This window comes from Paraburkholderia fungorum (assembly GCF_902833645.1).
GTDB classification, from domain to species: domain Bacteria; phylum Pseudomonadota; class Gammaproteobacteria; order Burkholderiales; family Burkholderiaceae; genus Paraburkholderia; species Paraburkholderia fungorum.
Genome location: NZ_CADFGE010000004.1, coordinates 100147 through 123616, shown reverse-complemented (window position 1 = coordinate 123616; position 23470 = coordinate 100147). Strand labels below are relative to the sequence as shown.

Genomic DNA, 23470 nt, shown 5'->3' with positions numbered 1-23470 from the left:
CTCCCTGATGGGAGCCCGTCTTGTTTCTACTAAAGTACAACGCGATGGCTAGGCTGGCTGGCGAACCGCGGCCCACCGACACCGCTTCTCGCCATCCTCACCGGCTTACCACTGGTACGACGCACCGACACCGTAGGTCGTGTCGGCCGCGCTGATACCCGCGCCTACCTTTACCTTCAGGTTCGCGTTGATACGCGCCGAAGCACCAATCGCCGCAGCCTGATAACCCTTGTAGCTGCCACCTGCCACACCGACCGCCAGGGTCTTGCCCGGATCGACTTCGGGAATCATCGTCAACGCAGTAGCTGCTGCCACGCCGCTGTAAGCATTGCGTGCCACCGCGCCCATGCCGGACTGGAACTGGCGCATGTTCACGGCGTCCGTCGGCGCCTTACCGTCGGCGACATTCGTGATGCGTCGCTCGTTACCCGGCGAACCGACCGACACGGTGTTCGCCTGATCGGCCACCGAACCCGCGCCGAGCGCGACGGAGTTGTCCGCGCTGGCTTGCGAACCCGCACCCATCGCCATCGAGCCGCTGCCGCTTGCGTTCGCGCCGCTGCCCATGGCCATCGAATTATCACCGCTCGCCTGTGAACCCCCACCCATCGCCATCGAACCGCTGCCAGTCGCGGCGGCCGCTGGTGCGCCGCCGTTATCGATCGACATGCCGGCGGCGCCGGTGGTCTGATAGTTCTGCACAGTCTGATTCAGATCGGAGATCTGTTGATTGGTGTTCCACAATTGCGCGCCGGTCACGGCGTCCGTGCTGGTCGCCGACAGTTCGGCATCCTGCAGGTTGCTCAGCTTGACCTTCGACGCGCTGTCCATACCACCCAGCGTCACCTTGTCATGCGCGGCGGAGTCATACTGCACCGCGTTCGCGACCGAACCGCTGATCGTGCCGACCGTCGATTGCAGGCTCGCGATGTCCGAGGTGTTCTGACTGACGCGGCCGTCGATATTGCTGATCGCCGCGCCGACGTTGTTCACCGTCGTACCACCCACGCTGTAGGTCGGCGCCGAAATCGTGCCGTCCGCGTTGACGATCGAACCGCCACCCAGTGCGGAGGCCGTGCTGGTTGCATTCGCGTACAACTGCGAACCGTTCATCACGTCGCTGCTCGATACATTGACCGCGCCCGCTGCCACGCCAGTCACAACGCGATTTCCAGCGGTGCCCGCCATGCTGATGCGCAACCCATCGGTGCTCGCGCCGACGCGCAGATCACGCGACGTGCTGTCCTGCGTGACCATGCCGATGCTGCCGGTATTGATCTGCGCGGTCAGCGACGACAGATTGGTGTCCAACGCGTCCAACGCGCCGCCGACGGTGGTCTGCGTGCCGCCCTGCATGTGGTACGTCGGGCTGATGATCGAGCCGTCCGCGTTCACCTGCGCGCCGCCGCCGAGGGCTGCCACGACCGGGCTCAACTGACCAAGATTCACGGCCGAACCAAGGGTCGTACCGGCTGCGACGCCGAGCAGTTCACGCGCACCCGCTGTGCCGGCGAAATCGACGTGAGTACCGTCCGTGTTCTTTGCGACAGTCAGATCGCGTGACGTCTGATCCTGTTGCACGAGACCCAATTCGCCGCTGTTGATCTGGTTCGTGATATTGGTCATCGAGCCTTCAACATTCGTGACACGCGAATCGATGCTCGTGATGTCGCCGGCGTTCTTCGCGATGTCGCTTGTGTTCTGGGCGATGTCACTCTCGTTTTGCGCGATTGCGGCGGTGTTCTGCGCGACATTCTGGTTCGTCGTGTAAAGCTGCGAACCATTAACCGCATCCGTGCTGGACGCGGAAAGAGCACCGGCCTTCAGGTTCGTGATCGACGTACCCGTCACGCCGCCGCCCAAGGTCAATACATCCTTCGTGTTGTCGTCATACGCGACGAAGGCATTGGTCACATTGCCGCTTGCGTCAGTCGACAGACCCGCTGCCTTCAACTGCGCAACGTTGACTGCGTCGGTGTCGGCGATACCGGTTGCCACGCCCTTCAACTGGCGTGCGCCGGCGGTGCCGGCAAAGTCCACGGTCGTGCCGGCGGTCGCGTTCGCGACAGTAATTTTATGGCTCGTCGCATCCTGTTGCACGAGGCCTACCGATCCGCTGTTGATGTTATTGACCGTCGTATTGAGCGTCGTGATGGCGCTTGCATTCTCCGCGATATCGCTGGTGTTCTGTGCAATAGCGGCGGCATTCTGCGCGACATTCTGGTTCGTCGCGTAGAGCTGCGAACCGTTCACGGCATCATTGCTCGACGCGGTGAGGCTACCGGCGGCTACACCTGTCACCACACGATTGCCAGCCGTGCCGGCCACGCTGATCTGTGTGCCGTCCGTCGCCGCACCTACGGTCAGGTTGCGCGAAGTCTGGTCCTGCTGCACGAGACCGAGTTCACCGCTGTTGATCTGATTCGTGATGTTCGTCACCGAGCCTTCGACAGTTGACACACGCGAATCGATATTCGTGATATCGCCGGCGTTCTTCGCGATGTCGCTCGTGTTTTGCGCGATCGCGGCGGTGTTCTGAGCAATATTCTGGTTCGTCGTGTACAACTGCGAGCCGACGACGGCATCGGTGCTCGATGCAGACAACGCGCCGGCTTTCAGATTCGTGAGGGTCGTGCCAGCCGCGCCGCCGAGCGTTACCTTGTCCTTCGTGCTGTCGTCATATGCCACGAACGCGTTCGTCACGTTGCCCGACGTGTCTGTCGTCAGACCCGCGTTCTTCAACTGCTTGACGTTCACCGCGTCCGTGTCCGCCGTCCCCGCTGCCACGTTCACGATCTGGCGCTGCGCCGTTCCAGTACCGACTGATACAGTATTTGCACGATTCGCCACCGAGTTGGCGCCCAGCGCCACCGCGTTGCCAGCCGTAACCGATGTATTATTACCCAGCGCAACCGAGCTGGCCTGCGTTACGCTCGCACTCGCGCCCAGCGCAATACTGTTGACGCCGCCCGTTATGCTTGCGTTGGCCCCCAGCGCCATGGCGTACGTCGAAGTCGTGTCTACTGCAGCCGAAGTGCCAAGGGCAATGGCCGATCCAGATGCCGCTTGGGAGGAATTACCAACCGCAACGGCATTGCCGTCCGAGGCAGTGGCCCCAATGCCAACTGCCATGCTCAGGTCGGACGCTGATGCGCTCGCGCCCAATGCCACGGACCTGCCTTTCGCTGATGCACCGTCACCGACCGCTAAGGTCGACGCATACGACGTTGTCATCAGCGCACTCGCCCCACGCCCAATTGCGATGCTACCGCCACCGGTCGCTGTGCCGCCAGGACCGATCGCAATTGCTTCGCCGGTCACCACGGAGTCTGCACCGGTGGAGTTCACATGAAAATACTTGATGCCGCTGCCATTGCTAATGCTATTGACGGTGTTGCTCAGGTTCGTCACGTTCGTGTTCGTCGCGAACAGTTGTGAGCCGTTCACCGCATCCATGCTCGTTGCGCTCAGCGCGCCCGCGTTCACGTTCGTGATCGTCGTGCCTGCCACACCACCGCCCAGGCTGATCTTCGCCTTCGTGCTGTCGTCATATGCCACGAATGCGTTCGTCACGTTGCCCGACGTGTCTGTCGTCAGACCCGCATCCTTCAACTGCTTGAGGTTGACCGCCGCCGTATCCTGCTTACCCGCTGCCACATTAACGATCTGCCGCTCGCCGCCTACCGTGCCCACCGAAACCGTATTCGCAACGCTAGCCACCGAACCACGACCAAGCGCGACCGAATCGGTAGCACTAGCCGTCGCGGAGGTGCCCAAGGCAGTTGCGTTGTAACTCGCGTTCGAATTGGCTCCCACTGCTGTAGCGCTGGCCTGAGTAGCGCTCGCATACCCACCCACCGCGAGACCGCCCGTTGCCAATGACGTTGCCCCTCGACCAAGCGCAACCGAGTTGTAAAGGCTTTGCGAATCAGCGCCCAAAGCCACTGCACCGGTATAGCCGTTAGAACCCGCAGAAGCGTTCTGACCAATGGCAATCACTCCATATGCGGTAGTCCCGTCGGATGCCGTCTGCGCATTAGCACCGATTGCAATCCCACCGCCCCCACCGGCAGATGCATTGTCCGTTCCATTGCCAGCACCGCGCACTTTCACGTACGCGGAATTCATCGCGGTCGATCCGTCCGTCAGCTTGAACAGCTGCGCACCATTCACGGCGTCCGTGCTGGTTGCCGAAACAGCGCCAGCCATCAAATTCGTAATCTTCGTGCCAGATGCGCCGCCGCCGAGGCTAACTTTCGCCTTCGTGCTGTCGTCATACGCAACGAACGAATTCGTAGCGTTGCCGCTGGTGTCCGTCGTCAGGCCTGCTGCCTTCAACTGTGCAACGTTCACGGCGTCCGTGTTCTGCGTACCCGCCGCCACGTTCACAATTTGACGTTGTGCAGTCGTAGAACCGACCGAGACGGTGTTAGCGCGGTCGGCAACCGTATTGGCGCCCAAAGCAACCGAATTGATTCCGCTTACAACTGCGCCAGCGCCCAAAGCGACAGCGTTGGCAGCCTGAGCGATCGCCGTCGCGCCCACGGCGATCGCTCCAAGTTGCGAGGCCTGCGCCGCGTCACCGATCGCGATGGCCGAATTTGCCGAGGCGGACGCCGCGGAGCCAAGCGCGACCGCAGCAATTCCCGAGGAATTAGAGTCCACACCAATAGCTGTAGCAGCGTTGGCCGCGGCAGTGGAACGCACACCGACTGCCAGTTGATCGTAGTCGCCGGAACCCTTGCCTGAAACTGAGGTGCCAGCACCAGCCCCTCCCGCCGTCGCAGATGATCCGATGGCAATAGAACTCGTCCCGGTAGCCTTAGTGCAATTGATCGCAGCTGCGCCGTCGATTGCAATATTGGAGTCGAAAGAGCTAGTTGTGCAGCCGCCTATGGCTGTCCCCGTTGCAGCAAAAGCATCCGCAGCGCCTCCCGTCGCGAGCATCGCCAAAACTAGCGCTATCTTGCTCGAGCTTTTCTTGCCACGACTTCTCGCCCGTTCCGGCGCAGCGACATAGGTGCCAGTAGCTTCATTCCATACGCTTTTATACGACTTGTTCACGTTTTCATCCTTCCTGGTAACAGGATCTGTGTTTGAAGAGGCGCGTACCAGGAAATCTGCATACGTCAGCCGGTGACAGAAGGATTGAAAAAGTGGTCGTTACGATAAGAATTCTCGGACCATCCCATTAATCCTTCCGGGATGACGTCAATGTAGGATTTATCTGTCGGACGATGAATCAGATGACTCTTAAACCAGATTGGTCTGTAAGAGGATTCACTTGGTGATAAACATGAGATTGATGAGGTAGCGCCGCACCGAGTGTGAAGACTCAGAACTGTCAACGCCAGGCACAGCTGCCTCAAGCAACAATTGACGCGCCATTGGCCCTGCATGCGGATTCAGACAATTCTGAACGCATCGGTCAAACGCATTGCGAAATTCTTGGGATTAATAGTTGGCACAGAAACGCGCCAACCCGGAATCGCCGACGATCAAATAAAATCGCCAGGATAAATTGTCATGAAATGGACTTCGGCGCGACTAATACATGCCGCACGAAATAATTCATAACCCATCAAAAAAATAAATAAGAGATTTCTTATTCTTAAAACGGCTTGATCACCACCAACGCCACCGCCGCCAACATCCCCAGCACGGGTAGTTCGTTAAACATTCGATACCACTTGTCCGTGCGCTTGTTCTCACCGCGCTCGAACGTCCGCAGCAGCACGCCGCAATACGCGTGATAGATGATCAGCAGTACAACCACACCCACCTTCGCGTGGATCCAGCCTTGCCCGCGGCCAATGCCTACCGCGAGCCACAACCATAGTCCGCAAGCCAACGCCGGCACCGCGATGAATGTCATAAACCGGAACAATTTGCGCGCCATGGTCAACAGTCGCGCCGTCGCGGCGGGCTCCGTTTCCATCGCCAGATTGACGAAAATGCGCGGCAGGTAGAACAGGCCGGCAAACCAGGAGGCAATCAGAACGATGTGAAACGTCTTTACCCAAAGCATCAGCGATCCTTGTCCAAGCTTTTGCAACGTGTCGATGGCGTACCAAGTCGGCCGCCGGTCGGCACACTCCCGGAAAAATGCGCCCGTTAGCGGTAGCTCATGTCCGCCGCCAGTCCGCCGCCGGCCCGTTACCGCCTACTGCCGACCCTCACCGTGCCCAAGCACAACATACTTCAGCGACGTCAGCCCTTCCAGCCCCACGGGCCCACGCGCATGCAACTTGTCGTTGGAAATACCGATCTCCGCGCCCAGCCCGAATTCAAAGCCGTCAGCGAAACGCGTCGAGGCGTTCACCATGACACTCGCCGAATCCACTTCACGCAGGAACCGCATGGCACGATCATGATCTTCGGTGACGATCGCATCCGTATGATGCGAACTGTACTCGTTAATGTGCTCGATCGCCGCGTCGAGGTTGTCGACCACCTTGATCGCGAGCACCGGAGCGAGATACTCGGTGCGCCAGTCTTCTTCGGTGGCATCCACTAGCGGACCGATACCCGCGTCAGCAAGCACCGTGCGCGCCGCGGCATCCACTCGCAACTCGACCTCCTTGTCGCGATACAACTTGCCCAACGGCGGCAGCACTTCGGCGGCAATACCTCGCGCGATCAGCAGCGTTTCCATCGTATTGCAGGTGCCGTAACGATGCGTCTTGGCGTTGTCGCAAACGGTCAGCGCCTTCGCGATGTCGGCGCGATCGTCCACGTACACGTGGCAGATGCCGTCGAGGTGCTTGATCATCGGCACGCGCGCCTCGTTGATCAGCCGCTCGATCAGGCTCTTGCCGCCACGCGGCACGATCACGTCGACGTACTCGGTCATCGTAATCAGCTTGCCCACCGCAGCCCGATCCGACGTAGCCACCACTTGCACGGCGTCCTGCGGCAAACCCGCGGCCTCCAGGCCTTCGCCGATCAGCTTCGCCAGCGCGGTGTTGCATTCGAGCGCCTCCGAACCGCCGCGCAGAATCGTCGCGTTGCCCGACTTCAGGCACAACGCGGCGGCGTCGATCGTCACGTTCGGACGCGATTCATAAATGATGCCGATCACGCCGAGCGGCACGCGCATCTGACCGACCTGGATACCGCTTGGTCGGTATTTCAGATTGCTGATCTCGCCAATCGGATCGGCCAGCGCGGCGACTTGCCGCAAACCTTCGACCATCGTCTTCAACGCCTTGTCCGACAGCGTTAAGCGATCGATAAACGCAGCGTCGAGACCTTTGTCGCGAGCGCGAGCGACATCGCGCGCGTTGGCATCTTTCAACAACGCGGCGTCGCGCTCGATCGCCTCGGCAACGGCCGCGAGCGCAGCATTCTTCGCCGCAGTCGACGCACGTGCCATCGCGCGCGAAGCGTGGCGGGCGCGACGACCGACGTCGGTCATGTACTGGTCGATATCCATGGTGATTCTCGTGATGCCGCGCACATCGAGGTGCAGCGGACAGGCAGAATTAGCAAAAAGATGAAACGATTGTAAGTCGGGTGGCGCAGCTTTGCTTGTCACGTGGGCGAGTGGCTGAGGTGAGATCCTTAGCGCCGCCGACGAGGATCGCCCAGATCAGACTGGCCTTCGCACCGGCGCAATTGCCGCCGAACGAGGTCGCGGCGGCGGCACAGGCGCCGCTTTGGACGGCGAAGCCACCGTCATCGCCAGCTCAAACAGACCATCCCACGGATCGGGCGGCGGATCGTTGCGATGATTGCCCGGCGTGCCGCCCGACAATCCCTTCACCTGCCGATCCAGCCGCGCTGCCAAAGCGAGCGCCTTTTCAAGCGCGCTTTCCGTGACGCGCGACAACGCGGGCCCAATCAGCCGTTCGCGCGGACCCCAAACGCGGTTCTCACGCACCAGCATCGCAAGCGGCTTGCCGGCCGCAACGCCGCGCTTGATCCGCAACAACGTCCGCACTTCTTCAACAACCGCCCACAGCACTAGCACCGCAGCCTCGCCTTCGCCGCGCAAGCCGTCGAGCATGCGCGATAAGCGGCCGACGTCACCCGCCAGCATCGCTTCGTTCAGCTTGAAAACGTCGTAACGGGCGACATTCAGCACTGCGTCCTGAATCTGTTCAAAGCTCAACGAACCCGCCGGATACAGCAGCCCGAGCTTCTGGATTTCCTGATGCGCCGCCAGCAGATTGCCTTCAACCCGCTCAGCAATGAACGCCAACGCGCGACGCCCCTCTTCACCGGCCACAACTCGCTGGCCCTGCGCCGCAAGCCGCTGGCCGACCCAATTCGGCAACTGCGCACGCTCCACTGGATCGATTTTCAGCGCTACACCGGCATCGGACAGCGCGGTGAACCACGCGGACTTTTGCGTCGCCGCATCGAGCCGCGGCAGCGTGATCATGGTCAGCACGTCGTCATTCACAGCGGCGGCAAGCGTCTTCAGCGCATCCGCGCCTTCCTTGCCGGGCTTGCCCGACGGAATACGCAACTCGACCAGTTGGCGATCGCCGAACAACGACATCGACTGACTCGCGCCCAGCAACGAACTCCAGTCGAAGCCGCGCTCGACGGTGAACACCGAACGATCGGTAAAACCGGCCGCGCGCGCCGTTGCGCGAATCCGGTCGCACGCTTCCTGCGCAAGGAGATGCTCGTCGCCGTACACAACGTACAGTCCGCCGAGTCCCTTGGCGAGATGCGCTTCGAGCGCGTCAAGTCGCAGTTGCATGGCTACTGATCGGGGAGGTTGATTAAGTACATAAGCGAACGCGTGACGCTCACAACGGCGGCGGCGGCAACGGCGCACGCGGCGCAACCCCCGGCACCTGCTGATCCGGAGCCGGATGCAGCGAGCGCACCAGCGACAGACGGCGCGTGAGCTGATCGATCGCGTCGTTCTCCATGTCCGCGAACAGAATATCGGCTTCGGCTGACTTGGCCTGGGAATACTGGTCGCTATAGGTCATTGCACGGTTCAGCGCGATTACGCTTGGCGGAATCAGCACCGTACCGTCCTTGCCGACCAGCGAGTAGGTCATCGAGAGATTAATCGCATACTCTTCGACGACACCGAGCGAATTCAGCGTGAGCGAATTGACGCCGCGCCCTTCGGTGATCTGCAAGGTTGCGTCGGCATTCGCGACGGAACTGACCACCACCGTGTCGCTGCCGCCCTGCACGATGCGGGTCAGCCGCGCGCCGGCCGCTGCCGAACCGCCGGAGATATAGAGTCGTTTGAATGCGTAGTCCTGCTGGCCGCGCAACTGGAAGCCGCAGGCGGACAACATCAGCACGCTGCACACCAGCGTCAATAACGATCTGCGAGTCACATTGGCTCCTGGTTCGCAGTAGATTCCGCAGCGAGAGACAAGCACTGCCGCAGGCGGCGGCGCTTGTCTGCTGTCATGTCCCGGTGGGCTGTCAAACTGTCAAAGGGCTTCAAACGACCACGTTCACCAGACGGCCTGGCACCACGACGATCTTCTTCGGCGCCTTGCCTTCGCTGAATTTCTCGACCGCTTCATGGGCGGCGGCGAGCTGTTCGATCGCTTCACGCGTCGCATCTTTCGCCACCGTGAGCGCGCCACGCACTTTGCCGTTCACCTGCAGCACGAGTTCGATTTCGGCCTGTTCCAGCGCCTGCTCGTCGACCTTCGGCCACGCTGCGTCGAGCAGCGAGCCAAATTCGTCGGCGTAACCGAGTTCCTGCCACAACTGGAAGGTCTGGTGCGGCACGACCGGATACAGCACGCGCAGCAGCACGCTGTACGTCTCGCGCAGCACCGCCGGTTGCGCGCCCTTCGCGCTGTCGAGCGCGTTAAGCATCTTCATCGCCGCCGACACCACCGTGTTGTATTGCAAACGCTGATAGTCGAAGTCGGCCTGCTTCAGCACGCTGTAGATCTCGCGGCGCAACACCTTGTCGACTTCGCCGAGTTGCGCGGGATCGATCGTGCCGCCGGCACGCAGCGCGGCTTCGTTCGTGTGACCGAAACCCCACACGCGACGCAGGAAGCGGCTCGCGCCTTCCACGCCCGAACCCGACCATTCGAGCTGCTGCTCGGGCGGTGCGGCGAACATCACGAACAGACGCGCGGTATCCGCGCCATGTTGATCGATCAGCAGTTGCGGATCGACGCCGTTGTTCTTCGACTTCGACATTTTCTCGACGCCGCCGAGCACCACCGGCTGGCCGTCCGAGTTCAGCACGGCGCCGACCGGGCGGCCTTTGTCGTCGAACGAGACGGTGACGTCGGCGGGGTTGTACCAGGTCTTCTTACCCGCTTCGTTCTCGCGGTAATAGGTTTCATTGAGCACCATGCCCTGCGTGAGCAGGTTTCTGGCCGGCTCGCCGAATTTGATCAAACCGAGGTCGCGCATCACCTTCGCCCAGAAGCGCGAATACAAGAGATGCAGAATCGCGTGCTCGATGCCGCCGATGTACTGATCCATCGGCGCCCAGTAGTCGGTGCGCTCGTCGACCATGGTTTTCGCGTCCGGCGCCGCATAGCGGTAGAAGTACCAGGACGAATCGACGAAGGTGTCCATCGTGTCGGTTTCACGCTTCGCCGCGCCGCCGCAAGTCGGGCAGGTGCAGTTCACAAACGCTTCGGACTTCGCGAGCGGATTGCCCGTACCGTCCGGCACGAGGTCTTCGGGCAACACCACCGGCAGATCTTTTTCCGGCACCGGCACGTCGCCGCAGGTCGGGCAGTGAATGATCGGAATCGGCGTGCCCCAGTACCGTTGGCGCGACACGCCCCAGTCGCGCAGACGCCACGTGATCTGCTTGTCGCCGAGGCCAAGTTCCTTCAGGTCGGCCGCAATCGCATCGACCGCCTGGGTGTAGTTCAGGCCGTCGTACTTACCGCTGTTGACGAGCGTGCCGTCCTTGTCGCCGTACCATTCCTGCCAGGCGTCAGTCGAGTAATCCTTGCCTTCAACAGCGACCACCTGCCTGATCGGCAGGCTGTATTTCTTCGCGAACGCGAAGTCGCGTTCGTCGTGCGCGGGCACCCCCATCACCGCGCCTTCGCCGTAGCTCATCAGCACGTAGTTGCCGATCCACACTTCGACCTGTTCCTGCGTCAGCGGATGCGTGACGGTGAAGCCGGTGGCCATGCCCTTCTTTTCCATCGTCGCCATGTCGGCTTCAGCGACGCCGCCGCGCTTGCATTCTTCGATGAAGGCCTGCAGTTCCGGCTTGTCTTGCGCGAGACGCGTGGCGAGCGGATGCTCGGCGGCAACCGCGCAGAAGGTCACGCCCATGATCGTGTCGGCGCGCGTGGTGAACACGCGCAGCAGCTTCTGTTCGCCGTCGATTTCATACGGGAAACCGAAGTTCACGCCGAAGCTCTTGCCGATCCAGTTCTGCTGCATGATCTTGACGCGCTCGGGCCAGCCGAGGCCTTCGAGGTCGTTCAGCAACTCATCCGCGTACTGCGTGATGCGCATGTAGTACATCGGGATTTCGCGCTTTTCGATCAGCGCGCCCGAACGCCAGCCGCGGCCATCGATCACCTGCTCGTTGGCGAGCACGGTCTGATCGACCGGATCCCAGTTGACGGTGCCGGTTTTCTTGTACGCGATGCCCTTTTCGAGCATCTTCAGGAACAGCCACTGGTTCCACTTGTAGTAATCGGGGCTGCAGGTCGCGACTTCGCGCGACCAGTCGATCGCGAGGCCCATCGACTGCATCTGCTTCTTCATGTAAGCGATGTTGTCGTAGGTCCACTTCGCCGGCGGCACGTTGTTCGCCATCGCAGCGTTTTCCGCCGGCATGCCGAACGCGTCCCAGCCCATTGGCATCAACACGTTGTAGCCGTTCATCCGCAAATAGCGGTACATCACGTCGTTGATCGTGTAGTTGCGCACGTGCCCCATGTGCAGTTTGCCCGACGGGTACGGCAGCATCGAGACGCAATAGAACTTGGGCTTATCAGTGGTTTCCGATGTCTTGTACGCGTCGATGGCGCGCCATTGCCCTTGCGCGGCGGATTCGACGTCGGAGGGAACGTATTTTTCGTGCATGGTGTGATGGAGTCGCTGGTTCGGTGCTTTCGCACCGGCCGCTTTGGTGCTCTGCTGGATGAAATGGCTTCGTTTCCCCTTTTGCGGGGGAAAGGGCTGATTATACCGTTCGCGGACGGGTGCGCCGCGCGGCGTGATGCCCGGCTTCGGCTGGGTTGCGCCTGCGCGGGCGCAGTGTTGCCGGGACCGTTATGGCTTCGCGCCAGGCGGCGGCGGGTCCGTCACGAAACCGATCCGCTCGAGCCCGGCCTGTTGCGCCGCCCCCATCACCTGCGCGATCACCTCGTAGCGCGTGGAGCGCTCGGCGCGCAGCTGGATTTCCGGCTGGTCGGCCTGCCCCGCTTTACCCGCCTCAACGAAGCGTGCGCGCATCTGCTGCAGCGTAATGACGGTGCCGTTCCAGTACAGCTTGCCGGCGGCATCGACTGAAAGAGAGATGGTTTGCGGCGTTTGCCGCGCGGGCGCCGCTGCGACTTTGGGCAAGTCGAGCCGGATCGCGTGCGTGAATAAAGGCGCGGTAATGATGAAAATCACCAGCAGCACCAGCATCACGTCGATTAACGGCGTCATGTTGATCTCCGCCATCGGCGCGGCCGCCTGCTTTTTCTCGAGTCCGCCGAATGCCATGTCGCCTCCTTCCGTCTTCCGCTCTCAGCGCTGCGCCTCGGGAGTCCGGGCCTGAGCTTGTTGCGCCTGAGGCTGCGTCCGGGGTTGATCCGCCGGCGCGCACACATAGGCGTGCAGATCGTGCGCGAAGCCGTCGAGTTCTTCCGACAACTGCCGCACCATCCGCCCCAGGACGTTGTAGGCAAGCACCGCCGGAATCGCGACCACGAGGCCGAAAGCCGTCATGATCAGCGCCTCGCCGACCGGTCCGGCGACGTTCTCGATCTGCGCCTGCCCGCTGGCCGCAATGCTGCCGAGCGCGTGATAGATGCCCCAAACCGTGCCGAGCAGGCCAACGAAGGGCGCCGTGCTGCCCACCGAAGCCAGCAGCACCTGGCCGAACTCGAGCCGCCGCTGCGACATATTGAGCGCCTGACGCAGCGCCCGCAGCACCCGCTCGCCGCGTTCGACGCGGGCGAGCAGCGCACCGGGAATGTCCACTTCGGCTGCATGCAACGCAGCCTCGGCAAGCGGCGTGAAAACGCGCTCGCGGTCGGCGCGCCTCAGTGCCGCAACGCCTTCCGCCAATGTCGGTGCCTGCCAGAACTGGGCAATGGCCGGCGTGGCCTGGCGTTTCGCGCGTGTGAGGATCCAGCTTTTGACAATCAGAAAGCACCAGCTCGCAATCGACATAGCCAGCAGCACATACGCGACGCCATGCGTGATCGCGTCGCTGGTTTCCAGGTAATGGAGGATGCCGCTGCTGCCTGTCATCTGATCTCGCCGTTGGAAAGTGATTACAGGGGTGCTGCAAAAGAGCAATCGGGGCCGTAACCGGCCCCGTGGCCCCATGACACGCTCAGCGCAGGCCGAGCACGTCCTGCATGTCGAAGAAGCCGGTCTTGTGGCCTTCGAGGAAACGTACAGCACGAAGCGCGCCTTGCGCATACGACAGGCGGCTCGCCGATTTGTGCGTGATCTCGATGCGCTCGCCGATCCCGGCAAACAGCACCGTATGGTCGCCGACGATGTCGCCGCCACGAATCGCCGAAAAGCCGATCGTGGACGGATCGCGTTCGCCGGTCACGCCTTCGCGGCTATAGACCGCGCAGTCGTCGAGATTGCGGCCGAGCGCATGAGCGATCACTTCGCCCATGGTCAGTGCCGTGCCGGACGGTGCATCGACCTTGTGACGGTGATGCGCCTCGATGATTTCGATGTCGTAGCCAGTCGCGAAATGCTTCGCAGCGTACTCGAGCAGCTTGAGCGTGACGTTGACGCCCACGCTCATATTCGACGAAAACATGATCGCGATCTTGTCCGCCGCGGCGCGCAGTTGCGCTTTCTGCTCGTTGTCGAAACCGGTGGTGCCGATCACCATTTTGACGTTGTGGCGCTGCGCGGCTTCCAGATGCATCAGCGTGCCTTCGGGACGCGTGAAGTCGATCAGGTAGTCGGATTCGGCGAACACGCGCTCGACATCGTCCGTCAGCAGCACGCCGGTCTGTTTGCCGAGAAATGCGCCGGCGTCCTGACCGAGTTGCGGCGAATCCGCACGGTCGAGCGCGCCGGACAGCGTTGCGCCGGAATCGTTGAGGACGGTTTCGATGAGCATCCGGCCCATACGGCCCGATGCGCCAGCAATGGCAATTTTCATGGCTACGAGGGTTCGAAAGGGGTAAACCCGGCAAATTCCGACAATTGCGGGCAAAAGCGGCGGCGCACAGCACGCCCTGGCGCCGCACTGACTGAGACTGAAACAGCAGAATGCCTGAAAGCCGCCACGCACGGCGTGTTGCCCATACGCGACGCCTGCACGACGTTCTCGCCGTGTCTTATTAAGACACGGACAGCGCGATTAGTTGCCTGTTCCCGAAGACGCGGGAGATGCGGGCGAAGCAGTCAGCGGTGCGTTCAACGTCGGACCGCCGCTGCCGCTCTGCGAGCCGGTTGGTCCCACCGGATTGTCCTGCGCGCCCTGAACCTGCGGCGGCGGACGGTGGAACTGGAACTGCGGCTGCCCGGCAGCCGTTGGGCCTTGCGACGGAATACCGCCACCGTTGGCGGTCGGCACCGCCGAGCGCACCGACGGCTGCGCATTCGACGGCGTCTGCACCGCGTTGGTCAGCCGATTGGCGGCCTGCGCGGCTTCGGCGTTGGCGTCCGTTGACGGCAGAGCCGCAGCGGCCGCGGCGCCGTCGACGGAAGGCGAACGCGTGGTGTCCACGGTCGCCGCAGCAGCGACCGGCGCGCTGGCGCCCGTGGCCGCGCTTGCCACGTTCGGCGCGGCAGCCTTCTTCTTGCCGAGCTTGTCGCCGTCGATTTCAGCCAGCAACTCGAGGTTGGAAGGCAGATCGTCGCCACCCGTCCAGCTGGCGACGCGGTCACCCGAGAACAGAATCACGAAGTCACGCTGTTGCACGACGTTAGTCGAGCCGCGTTTGAAATAGAACACGTAGTCCCAGCGGTCCGCGTGGAACATGTCGGTCAGGAGCGGCGTGCCGAGCAACTGCTTCACCTGCGCGCGCGACATGCCGACCTGCATCTGTGCAGCTGCTTCCTTCGAGACGAAATTGCCTTGCACGACCGTAATACGGTACGGCGTAATACTCTGGGCAACGCGCTGCGTCAGGCTGTCGTAGGTGGAACATCCGGCAAGAACCGCGACAGTCGCAACAGCGATCAAGGTACCCCGCATGCGGCTCCCCCGGTAGATCAATTGAGATTTTGAAATCATTTCACTCACCGTGCGGGCCCGCTGACGAGCCGCGCGAGTTTCATTCCATCGAAGATGACCAGAACGGCAAAAACACATTACTATGAGAGCCCAGCATTGTACTCTAGGGATCCCTTGTCATGACCAATCCAACCGATCTCAAGAATATCGGGCTCAAGGCGACCCTTCCGCGCCTCAAAATCCTTGAGATTTTCCAGCATAGCCCGGTACGCCACCTAACCGCAGAAGACGTCTACCGCAACCTTCTGCACGAAGAACTCGATATCGGGCTTGCCACCGTGTATCGCGTGCTGACGCAGTTCGAGCAGGCCGGCCTGCTCTCGCGCAGCAATTTCGAATCGGGCAAGGCGGTGTTCGAATTGAACGAAGGGTCGCATCACGACCATCTCGTTTGCCTCGATTGCGGACTCGTCGAAGAATTTTTCGACTCCGAGATCGAGAGCCGCCAGCAGTCCATCGCAAAGGAACGCGGCTTCAAGCTGCAGGAGCATGCGCTGGCGCTGTACGGCGCGTGCACCAAGGAAAATTGCCCGCATCGCAAGCACTGAAGCTGGACTAGTGCGACGTCGGCCGCGTCGGGGTGCGCGGCGCGGTGGGCAATGAAAGAAAAAACCCGGCCGATGAAAATCGGCCGGGTTTTTTGCGTGTGCGGCACCGAGGCCGCGCGAGGACGGTCGTGCCTTGCGGCATCCCTACATGGCCGGCATGGCCGACGACTTGCGCCACCCGCCCGATCCCCCGTTTCAGGCCACCAACTCAGCGCTCGCTTCAAACAACAGCCGCCACGGCTCGGCCAACGGCAATTCGTCGCAGTTGGGCTGCTCGCCGCCACGATCCACCACCACAAAATCGCTCACCTGATCGAGTGCGAGCAGCGGGTGATGCCAAACGCCTTTGGCATAGTTCACGCCCTGCCAGCCGTCGCTCCAGAACGCCCGCATGCGCGCCGGATCCAGTTCGCCGGCCGGCGCGACGACCACCAGATAGCGGCGAGCCGTTAAGGGAACGAAAGCCTGACTGCCCAGCGGATGCCGTTCCATCATGGCGATTTCGATCGGCAAGTCGCGAGGCTGCGCGCGAAACAGATTGATCAGCGGCCGGCCGCCATCGTCCATTACGTCGACATTCGCGAGGTCGTGATAGCGCTCGGTCGTGCCGCCGTTGATCGGAAAATGGCGCGCGCCGTCCAGTTCGATGACGTCGCCGAACAGCGCGAAAGCCGCGCGCGTCAGCCGTTCCACATGCAAGGTCTTCATCGCCGCGACTCCTTTACGCGATCTCGCCCCACAAGCGCAGGCGCGACACGCCGCCGTCGGGGAAGATATTGAAACGCACATGCGTCACCGGTCCAAGGGATGCGATGCCGTCCGCGAATGTATGCACGTGGTCCATCTGCAACTTCTGTTCGCCGATCAGTACCGGCCAGAACATCGCCTGCGTGATCAGTGAGTCGTCGGTGCCGCCCGTTACGGAGGCCGCCTGCAGCGAGTAGCGATCGGGGTAATTACCCTTGAAGTGCGCCGTGTCCACTTCGATCTTGTGAATCACGCCCGGCCGCGCCAGCGCGACAATCGCCCAGTCGTTACCCGGCTCCCGACGGCGGCGCGTTTCCCAGCCGTCTCCCATATTGACGCCGCGGCCCGGCATCAGCATCTGCGAGGCCGGCCCGAAATGCTGATTATTCGTAGCAACCAGGTACGCGCCGTTTTCGATCGCGGCGAGGTCCAGCAATGTGCCGCGTTCGACGCGCTCCCAGTCGCGCTTCGGCTGGCCATACACACGCAGACGAGCGAGACCGCCGTCCGGATACAGATTCACGCGCAGATGCGTAAAAGCGCGGGCGTCGTTCACGTCGACGTAGTGGTGGGTGTTGCCTTGCAGCGTGGTGGCAGGCACGAGCGATTGCCAGTCGGCGTTGTCGGGGGGGACTTCGCCGTCCACATAGCACGCGTCGATTGACGCGGCCGGCGGGAAATTGCCGGTGAAGTGGCTCGTGTCCAGGTCGACACCGTGCACGACGCCCGGGCGCGCGAGCCGGATCACGCAATAGTCGTGGCCAGTGGTGCGCTTGCGGCGGGTTTCCCAGCCGTCCATCCATTTGCCGTGATCGTCGTACTTGCCGGGAATGAATACGGCCGGCTGCGGCTCGAGCATGCGTTCTTTCGGCGCGAAGAATTCGTCGCTCGCGTAGAGCGCCTTCGCGCCCAGCCGGGGGTCGGCGAGGTTCATGTAGCGACGGGTGAAAGCAGGAGCGTTGGGGTCGAGGATCGGATTAGCCATAGTCTCAGTCAGGCGACGAAAAGTAAGGGGAGCCGGCGGAGTCAGAGCATCCGCCGGATGCAGAACGCGCGCTGCGTCGGCGCGCTGTGGAATAACTGTCAAGCTGGCCGCTGTGTGACGGGGTTAAGCCGCGTCAGACTGCCGGCACATGGTCGCCGGCCGCGTGCTCGGCGCCGGCATCGTCGCCAGCGGGCACGTAGCGCAGTGCTTCGTCGCGATTCAGCACACGATGGGCGCGCGCCCGGTCGATGTCGTTTTCCCACACGGCGACCACCACGGTTGCCACGCAATTGCCGATCAGATTGGTCAGCGCGCGGGCAATGCCGACAAACCAGTCGACCGGCAGAATCAGCACAAGGCCAAGCACGGGAATCGCCGGAATCGCGGACAGCGTCGCAGCCAGAATCACGATGGCCGAACCGGGAATGCCGTGCGCGCCCTTCGACGTCACCAGCGACACCAGCACCACCACAATCAGATCGTGCAGCGACAGCGGCGTATTGGTCGCCTGTGCGATGAAAATCACCGCAAGGGTCAGATAGATGGAGAAGCCATCGAGATTGAAGGAGTAGCCGGTCGGAATGACCAGACCGACGGTCGAATCCTTGACGCCCATCCATTCGAGCTTGCGCATGATCTGCGGCAGCACGGCGTCTGAAGAAGCCGTGCCGAGCACGATGGAAAGCTCTTCGCGCAGATAGCGGATCAGCTTGAAGATGCTGAAACCTGCCAGGCGCATTACGACGCCCAGCACGACCACCACGAACACAATGCAGCTCGCGTAGAACACCACCACGAGCATGCCGAGTTGCTTGAGCGACTCGACCCCGTACGTGCCGGTCGTGAACGCGATCGCACCGAGCACGCCGAGCGGCGCGAGCTTGATGATGAAACCCATCACGCGGAAAAATACCTGCGAAAGCTCGTCGATCAGGCTGCTCACGCGTTGCGCCTTATTGCCGAGCAGCGACAGCGCCGAGCCGAACAGCACGGAGAAAACGAGAATTTGCAGGATGTCGCCGGTCGCGAATGCGTTGATCGCCGTGTCGGGGATGATCTTCAGCAGAAAGCCGGCTGTGTCCTTCAGGCTCTTCGCGTTTTCGGTGTAGGTCGCGAGCGATGCGGGGTCGAGCGAGTGCAGGTCGATGTTCATGCCGACGCCGGGCCGCGTTGCATAGGCCAGCACCGCGCCGATCACGAGCGCAATCGTCGTCATAACCTCGAAATAGACCACCGCCTTCAGGCCGACGCGGCCGACTTTGCGCAGATCGCCGGCATGCGCCATGCCGCTCACCACCACGCAGAACACGATCGGGCCGATCACCATCTTGATCAGCTTGAGGAAGCCGTCGCCGAGCGGGCGCAGCGATTGGGCGAAATGCGGAAATACGGCGCCGATCACAATGCCCGCCACTAACGCTATGACGACCCGGCCAAACAGCGAATTGAAGAACTTCAACACGGCTTCCTCCTGATTGGGAATCACATCTGTTCAGACTGGTCCGACCAGTACTGTTATGGCGAATAGTAGGAAGCCGATATACTGACGTCAAGAAATCATTAAATAGCGTTTACCCGTTGTTTTTTAACAGTTTTGGGGCGGGATTGCGCATCTTTAACGACTCATCGTACGAGCGCTCAGAACACGCATACAATGCTGGTCAGACCGCGCACCCAAAGTGAGCAAGCATGAAAAATGTTCCGCATACCGTCACCGATGCCGCCATCGCGATCATCCGCGAACGGATCGAAGCGGGCGTCTATCCCGTGGGCAGTTTGTTGCCGGCGCAGCGCCAACTCTCCGAAGAGCTCGCGATCAGCCGCGCATCGTTGCGCGAGGCGCTCTCCACGCTCGAAGCGCTCGGTCTTCTGACGATTCGCCCCGGTAAGGGCGTCTATGTGGACAGCGCACAGGCGACGACCACCCAGGCATGGCGGTTCGCGGAACAGTCTTCGTTGCCGGATACGTACCAGATGCGTTTCGCACTTGAAGGCTTTATTGCCCGCATGGCAGCGCTGGCGATCAGCGATTCCGACCTCGCCTGGTTCGAAGACAACATCGCCGCCATGCAAACAGCGCTCGCCTGCGACGAACTCGACGAAGCCGCCCGCCTCGACTACGACTTTCACATGCGCATCGTGAGCATTGCCGGCAACGCGGCAATCGAATCGATACTGAGTAGTGCCGCGGAAATCATGAAGGAAAGCCAGCGGATGCCGTTTTATCGGCGTGAGTTGGTGCTGTCCACGTACACCGAGCATCGAGTGATTCTCGACGCGCTCAAGGCGCGCGATTCCGCCGCGGCCGGCAAGGCCATCGAAACCCACATCTCAAACGCCGCGCAGCGCGCCGGCGTCTATTTCCCGACGCCGCAGGCGTAAAAAAAGCCGCTCCGAGGAGCGGCTTTGATCTTTCTGCCCTGCCGGCCGCGCAGGCCGCGGGGCATGCAAAGCAAACAGCTTACTTCGCGTTGGCGAGCGCCACGGCCGTGTCCAGCATGCGGTTCGAGAAGCCCCACTCGTTGTCGTACCAGCTCGACACCTTCACCAGACGGCCCGACACCTTGGTCAGCGTGGCGTCGAACGTCGACGAAGCCGGGTTGTGGTTGAAGTCGATCGACACCAGCGGCGCCTCGTTGTAACCGAGGATGCCCTTGAGCGCGCCTTCCGATGCTTCCTTCATGATCGCATTGACTTCCTCGACCGTCGTATCGCGCGCGGCGATGAACGACAGGTCGACGACCGACACGTTGATCGTCGGAACGCGAATCGCGTAGCCGTCCAGCTTGCCGTTCAGTTCCGGCAGCACCAGGCCGACAGCCGATGCAGCGCCGGTCTTGGTCGGGATCTGGCTGTGCGTGGCCGAGCGCGCGCGGCGCAGGTCTTCGTGGTACACGTCGGTCAGAACCTGGTCGTTCGTGTACGCGTGGATCGTGGTCATCAGACCGTTCACCAGGCCGATCTTGTCGTTCAGCGGCTTGACGAGCGGCGCGAGGCAGTTGGTCGTGCACGATGCGTTCGAGATCACAGTGTCCGATGCCTTCAGGACGTTGTGGTTCACGCCGTAGACGATCGTTGCATCGACGTCTTTACCGCCCGGCGCCGAGATGATGACCTTCTTTGCGCCGCCCTTGATGTGCGCGCTGGCCTTTTCCTTGGTTGTGAAAAAGCCCGTGCATTCCATCACGACGTCGACGTTCAGCTCGCCCCACGGCAGTTCTGCCGGGTTGCGGTTAGCCAGCACGCGAATCTTGTCGCCGTTCACGACCAGGTAGTCGCCGTCCACCGAGACTTCGCCCGGGAACTTGCCGTGTGCCGTGTCGTATTGCGTCAGGTGAGCGTTGGTCTTGGCATCGCCAAGATCGTTGATGGCGACGATTTCGATATCGTGCTTCTTGCCGTTTTCATAGAAGGCGCGCAGCGTGTTGCGGCCGATCCGGCCGTAGCCGTTGATTGCGACGCGAATCGTCATGGTCTATCTCCTGATGGCTGAAAAAAATCGTCCAGGTTGGCCTGATTTGCCGGGATTGCCGCGCGTGGGGTGCGCGCGGCAGCCTCGAAGGCAGATCAGCCGAGTGCGGCTTTGGCCGTCTCTACGACGTGCTCGACGGTGAAGCCGAAATGCTTGAACAGCACGCCAGCCGGGGCCGATTCGCCGAACGTGTCGATGCCGACCACGCCGCCTTCCAGACCCACGTACTTGCGCCAGAAATCCGTGACACCCGCTTCGATCGCGACGCGACGCACGCCGTGCGGCAACACGCGTTCGCGATATTCGGCGTCCTGCTTGTCGAACACCGTGGTCGACGGCATCGACACGACGCGTGCCGCGATGCCTTCGCGAGCCAGCGGCTCGACAGCATTCAACGCCAGTTCGACTTCCGAACCGGTGGCGATCAGGATGATCTTGCGCGCGACGATTTCGTCGTTCCAGTCGCGCAGCACGTAACCGCCCTTCTCGATATTGGCGATCTGCGCATCGGTACGCTCCGAGAACGGCAGGTTCTGACGGCTGAAGATCAGGCACGACGGGCCATGATGCTCGACCGCGTGAGTCCAGGCCACCGCCGTTTCGACCGTATCAGCCGGACGCCACACTTGTAGGTTCGGAATCAGACGCAGGCTTGCGACATGTTCGATCGACTGGTGGGTCGGACCGTCTTCGCCCAGACCGATCGAATCGTGCGTGAACACGAAAATCGACGGCGCCTTCATCAAAGCGGCAACACGCAGCGCGTTGCGACTGTAGTCCGAGAACGTCAGGAACGTGCCGCCGAAGGCCTTGAAGCCACCATGCAGCGCGATGCCGTTGATCGCGGCGCTCATGCCGAACTCGCGCACGCCGTAGTTCACGTAGTTGCCGGCGGCCTTGCCTTCGGCGTTCACGCGCACCGGCTTGGCAGCCTTCCAGTTGGTCAGGTTCGAACCGGTCAGGTCGGCGGAGCCGCCGAGCAGTTCCGGCAGCACGGCCGACAGGCCTTCGATAGCCTGTTGCGATGCCTTGCGCGTCGCGACGGTTTCCTTGCGTTCGTTAGCGCCGGCGATGATGGCCTGCGCCTTTTCCTTCCAGTCGGCGGGCAACTGCTTCGCGTCGCGGCGCTTGAATTCAGCGGCTTCCTGCGGGTATTTGGCTGCGTACGCGGCAAACGCCTTGTCCCACTCGGATTCGTGGCGCGCGCCGGCTTCCGTCGCATCCCACGCTGCGTAGACTTCCTGCGGGATTACGAACGGCTCCCACTTCCAGCCGATCGCTTCACGGGTGGCCGCGATTTCCTTGTCGCCGAGCGGCGAGCCGTGCGAATCATGGCTGCCGGACTTGGTCGGCGCGCCTTCACCGATCACGGTCTTGCAGCAGATCAGCGTGGGCTTGTCCGACAGCTTGGCTTGCTTGATTGCGGCGTCGACCGCATCGACATCGTGGCCGACCACGTTCGGGATCACGTTCCAGCCGTAAGCTTCGAAGCGCTTCGGCGTGTCGTCGTGGAACCAGTGGACCACTTCGCCGTCGATCGAGATGCCGTTGTCGTCGTAGAACGCGATCAGCTTGTTCAGCTTCAGCACGCCCGCGAGCGAGCAGGCTTCGTGCGAGATGCCTTCCATCAGGCAGCCATCGCCCACGAACACGTACGTGTGGTGGTCGACGATCTTCGCGTCGGGCTTGTTGAATTCGGTGGCGAGCAGCGATTCGGCGAGCGCCATGCCGACTGCGTTCGCGAGACCCTGGCCGAGCGGGCCGGTGGTCGTTTCGACGCCCGGCGTGATGCCGTATTCCGGGTGACCCGGCGTCTTCGAGTGCATCTGGCGGAAGTTCTTCAGCTCTTCCATCGGCAAGTCATAGCCGGTCAGGTGCAGGAGCGAGTACAGCAGCATCGAGCCGTGGCCGTTCGACAGAATGAAACGGTCGCGATCGGCCCACTGCGGGTTCTTCGGGTTGTGGCGCAAATGACGCGACCACAAGGCCACGCCGATTTCGGCCATGCCCATCGGCATGCCGGGGTGGCCGGAATTCGCTTTTTGAACGGCATCCATGGACAACGCACGGATTGCGTTAGCCATCAGGGAGGTGGGTGCGGGAGACGGGGTCGTCATGTCGAGTCCGGAGACAGAGTCAGAAAGCGGTGCGCGCTTGAGGCCCGGATGCTCGAATGCCAGTCCACTTCGGCGCACGGTGCGGCGCCAGGAGACGCGAAACGGGCAGAGCAAACGGACAAGGCTGAAAGCGTGACATTCTAACAGAACGTTGGGCGCCCTCCCGCGCGCAGGCCCCCTCGCTGCAGGTTCCCGGCTGGTTGCGCGTTGGCTCCTGGGCTGACTGCGCGCTGGGTCCGGAAT

General features: G+C 61.9%; 16 protein-coding genes and 2 pseudogenes. 2 read left to right on the top strand and 16 right to left on the bottom strand.

The window, feature by feature from the left end:
- Positions 1–105: 105 nt before the first annotated feature.
- The 11 genes and pseudogenes from HWX91_RS15040 to HWX91_RS14995 form a co-directional block, all read right to left on the bottom strand.
- Positions 106–4665, bottom strand: a pseudogene (locus HWX91_RS15040) (beta strand repeat-containing protein); the annotation flags it as partial.
- A 276-nt stretch (positions 4666–4941) separates the two neighbouring features.
- A pseudogene (locus HWX91_RS41315) lies at positions 4942–5064 on the bottom strand (ESPR domain-containing protein); the annotation flags it as partial.
- Positions 5065–5611: 547 nt separating this feature from the next.
- On the bottom strand, positions 5612–6028 hold the full coding sequence (locus tag HWX91_RS15035) for a CopD family protein (protein ID WP_028196408.1): 417 nt from the start codon (positions 6026–6028) through the stop codon (positions 5612–5614).
- Between the two features lie 135 nt (positions 6029–6163).
- The gene (locus tag HWX91_RS15030; RefSeq protein WP_028196409.1) at positions 6164–7435 is read right to left on the bottom strand and encodes a glutamate-5-semialdehyde dehydrogenase; all 1272 of its coding nucleotides are present in this window, start codon (positions 7433–7435) and stop codon (positions 6164–6166) included.
- Positions 7436–7591: 156 nt separating this feature from the next.
- Complete coding sequence (gene holA, locus HWX91_RS15025) at positions 7592–8713, bottom strand: DNA polymerase III subunit delta (RefSeq protein ID WP_028196410.1); 1122 nt, start codon at positions 8711–8713, stop codon at positions 7592–7594.
- 49 nt (positions 8714–8762) lie between these two features.
- A complete protein-coding gene (locus HWX91_RS15020; protein WP_028196411.1) occupies positions 8763–9314 on the bottom strand; it encodes an LPS-assembly lipoprotein LptE in 552 nt (183 codons plus the stop codon).
- Between the two features lie 109 nt (positions 9315–9423).
- On the bottom strand, positions 9424–12015 hold the full coding sequence (gene leuS, locus HWX91_RS15015; protein ID WP_028196412.1) for a leucine--tRNA ligase: 2592 nt from the start codon (positions 12013–12015) through the stop codon (positions 9424–9426).
- 189 nt (positions 12016–12204) lie between these two features.
- A complete protein-coding gene (locus HWX91_RS15010) occupies positions 12205–12642 on the bottom strand; it encodes an ExbD/TolR family protein (RefSeq protein WP_028196413.1) in 438 nt (145 codons plus the stop codon).
- 24 nt (positions 12643–12666) lie between these two features.
- Positions 12667–13395, bottom strand: a complete 729-nt coding sequence (locus HWX91_RS15005; protein WP_028196414.1) for a MotA/TolQ/ExbB proton channel family protein — start codon at positions 13393–13395, stop codon at positions 12667–12669.
- Positions 13396–13480: 85 nt separating this feature from the next.
- Entirely contained in the window at positions 13481–14278 is a 798-nt protein-coding gene (gene dapB, locus HWX91_RS15000) for a 4-hydroxy-tetrahydrodipicolinate reductase (protein ID WP_028196415.1), read from the bottom strand.
- A 201-nt stretch (positions 14279–14479) separates the two neighbouring features.
- Complete coding sequence (locus HWX91_RS14995; protein ID WP_028196416.1) at positions 14480–15319, bottom strand: outer membrane protein assembly factor BamE; 840 nt, start codon at positions 15317–15319, stop codon at positions 14480–14482.
- Between the two features lie 158 nt (positions 15320–15477).
- On the opposite strand from HWX91_RS14995, the gene fur reads away from it, so the two are divergent.
- Positions 15478–15906, top strand: coding sequence for a ferric iron uptake transcriptional regulator (gene fur, locus HWX91_RS14990; RefSeq protein ID WP_012434340.1), 429 nt, complete (start codon positions 15478–15480; stop codon positions 15904–15906).
- A 195-nt stretch (positions 15907–16101) separates the two neighbouring features.
- On the opposite strand, the gene HWX91_RS14985 is transcribed toward fur, so the two are convergent.
- The 3 genes from HWX91_RS14985 to HWX91_RS14975 form a co-directional block, all read right to left on the bottom strand.
- Positions 16102–16614, bottom strand: coding sequence for an ureidoglycolate lyase (locus tag HWX91_RS14985; protein WP_028196417.1), 513 nt, complete (start codon positions 16612–16614; stop codon positions 16102–16104).
- Positions 16615–16627: 13 nt separating this feature from the next.
- Complete coding sequence (gene alc, locus HWX91_RS14980) at positions 16628–17638, bottom strand: allantoicase (RefSeq protein WP_028196418.1); 1011 nt, start codon at positions 17636–17638, stop codon at positions 16628–16630.
- Positions 17639–17771: 133 nt separating this feature from the next.
- Positions 17772–19100: a C4-dicarboxylate transporter DctA gene (locus HWX91_RS14975; RefSeq protein ID WP_028196419.1), complete on the bottom strand. Its 1329-nt coding sequence runs from the start codon at positions 19098–19100 to the stop codon at positions 17772–17774.
- A gap of 227 nt (positions 19101–19327) precedes the next feature.
- Between HWX91_RS14975 and HWX91_RS14970 the strand changes: the two genes are divergently transcribed.
- On the top strand, positions 19328–20020 hold the full coding sequence (locus tag HWX91_RS14970; protein WP_028196420.1) for a FadR/GntR family transcriptional regulator: 693 nt from the start codon (positions 19328–19330) through the stop codon (positions 20018–20020).
- A gap of 79 nt (positions 20021–20099) precedes the next feature.
- Here the strand turns inward: HWX91_RS14970 and gap are convergent, their stop codons facing one another.
- Complete coding sequence (gene gap / locus HWX91_RS14965) at positions 20100–21110, bottom strand: type I glyceraldehyde-3-phosphate dehydrogenase (protein ID WP_028196421.1); 1011 nt, start codon at positions 21108–21110, stop codon at positions 20100–20102.
- Positions 21111–21205: 95 nt separating this feature from the next.
- Positions 21206–23227: a transketolase gene (gene tkt / locus HWX91_RS14960; RefSeq protein ID WP_028196422.1), complete on the bottom strand. Its 2022-nt coding sequence runs from the start codon at positions 23225–23227 to the stop codon at positions 21206–21208.
- Positions 23228–23470: the final 243 nt, after the last annotated feature.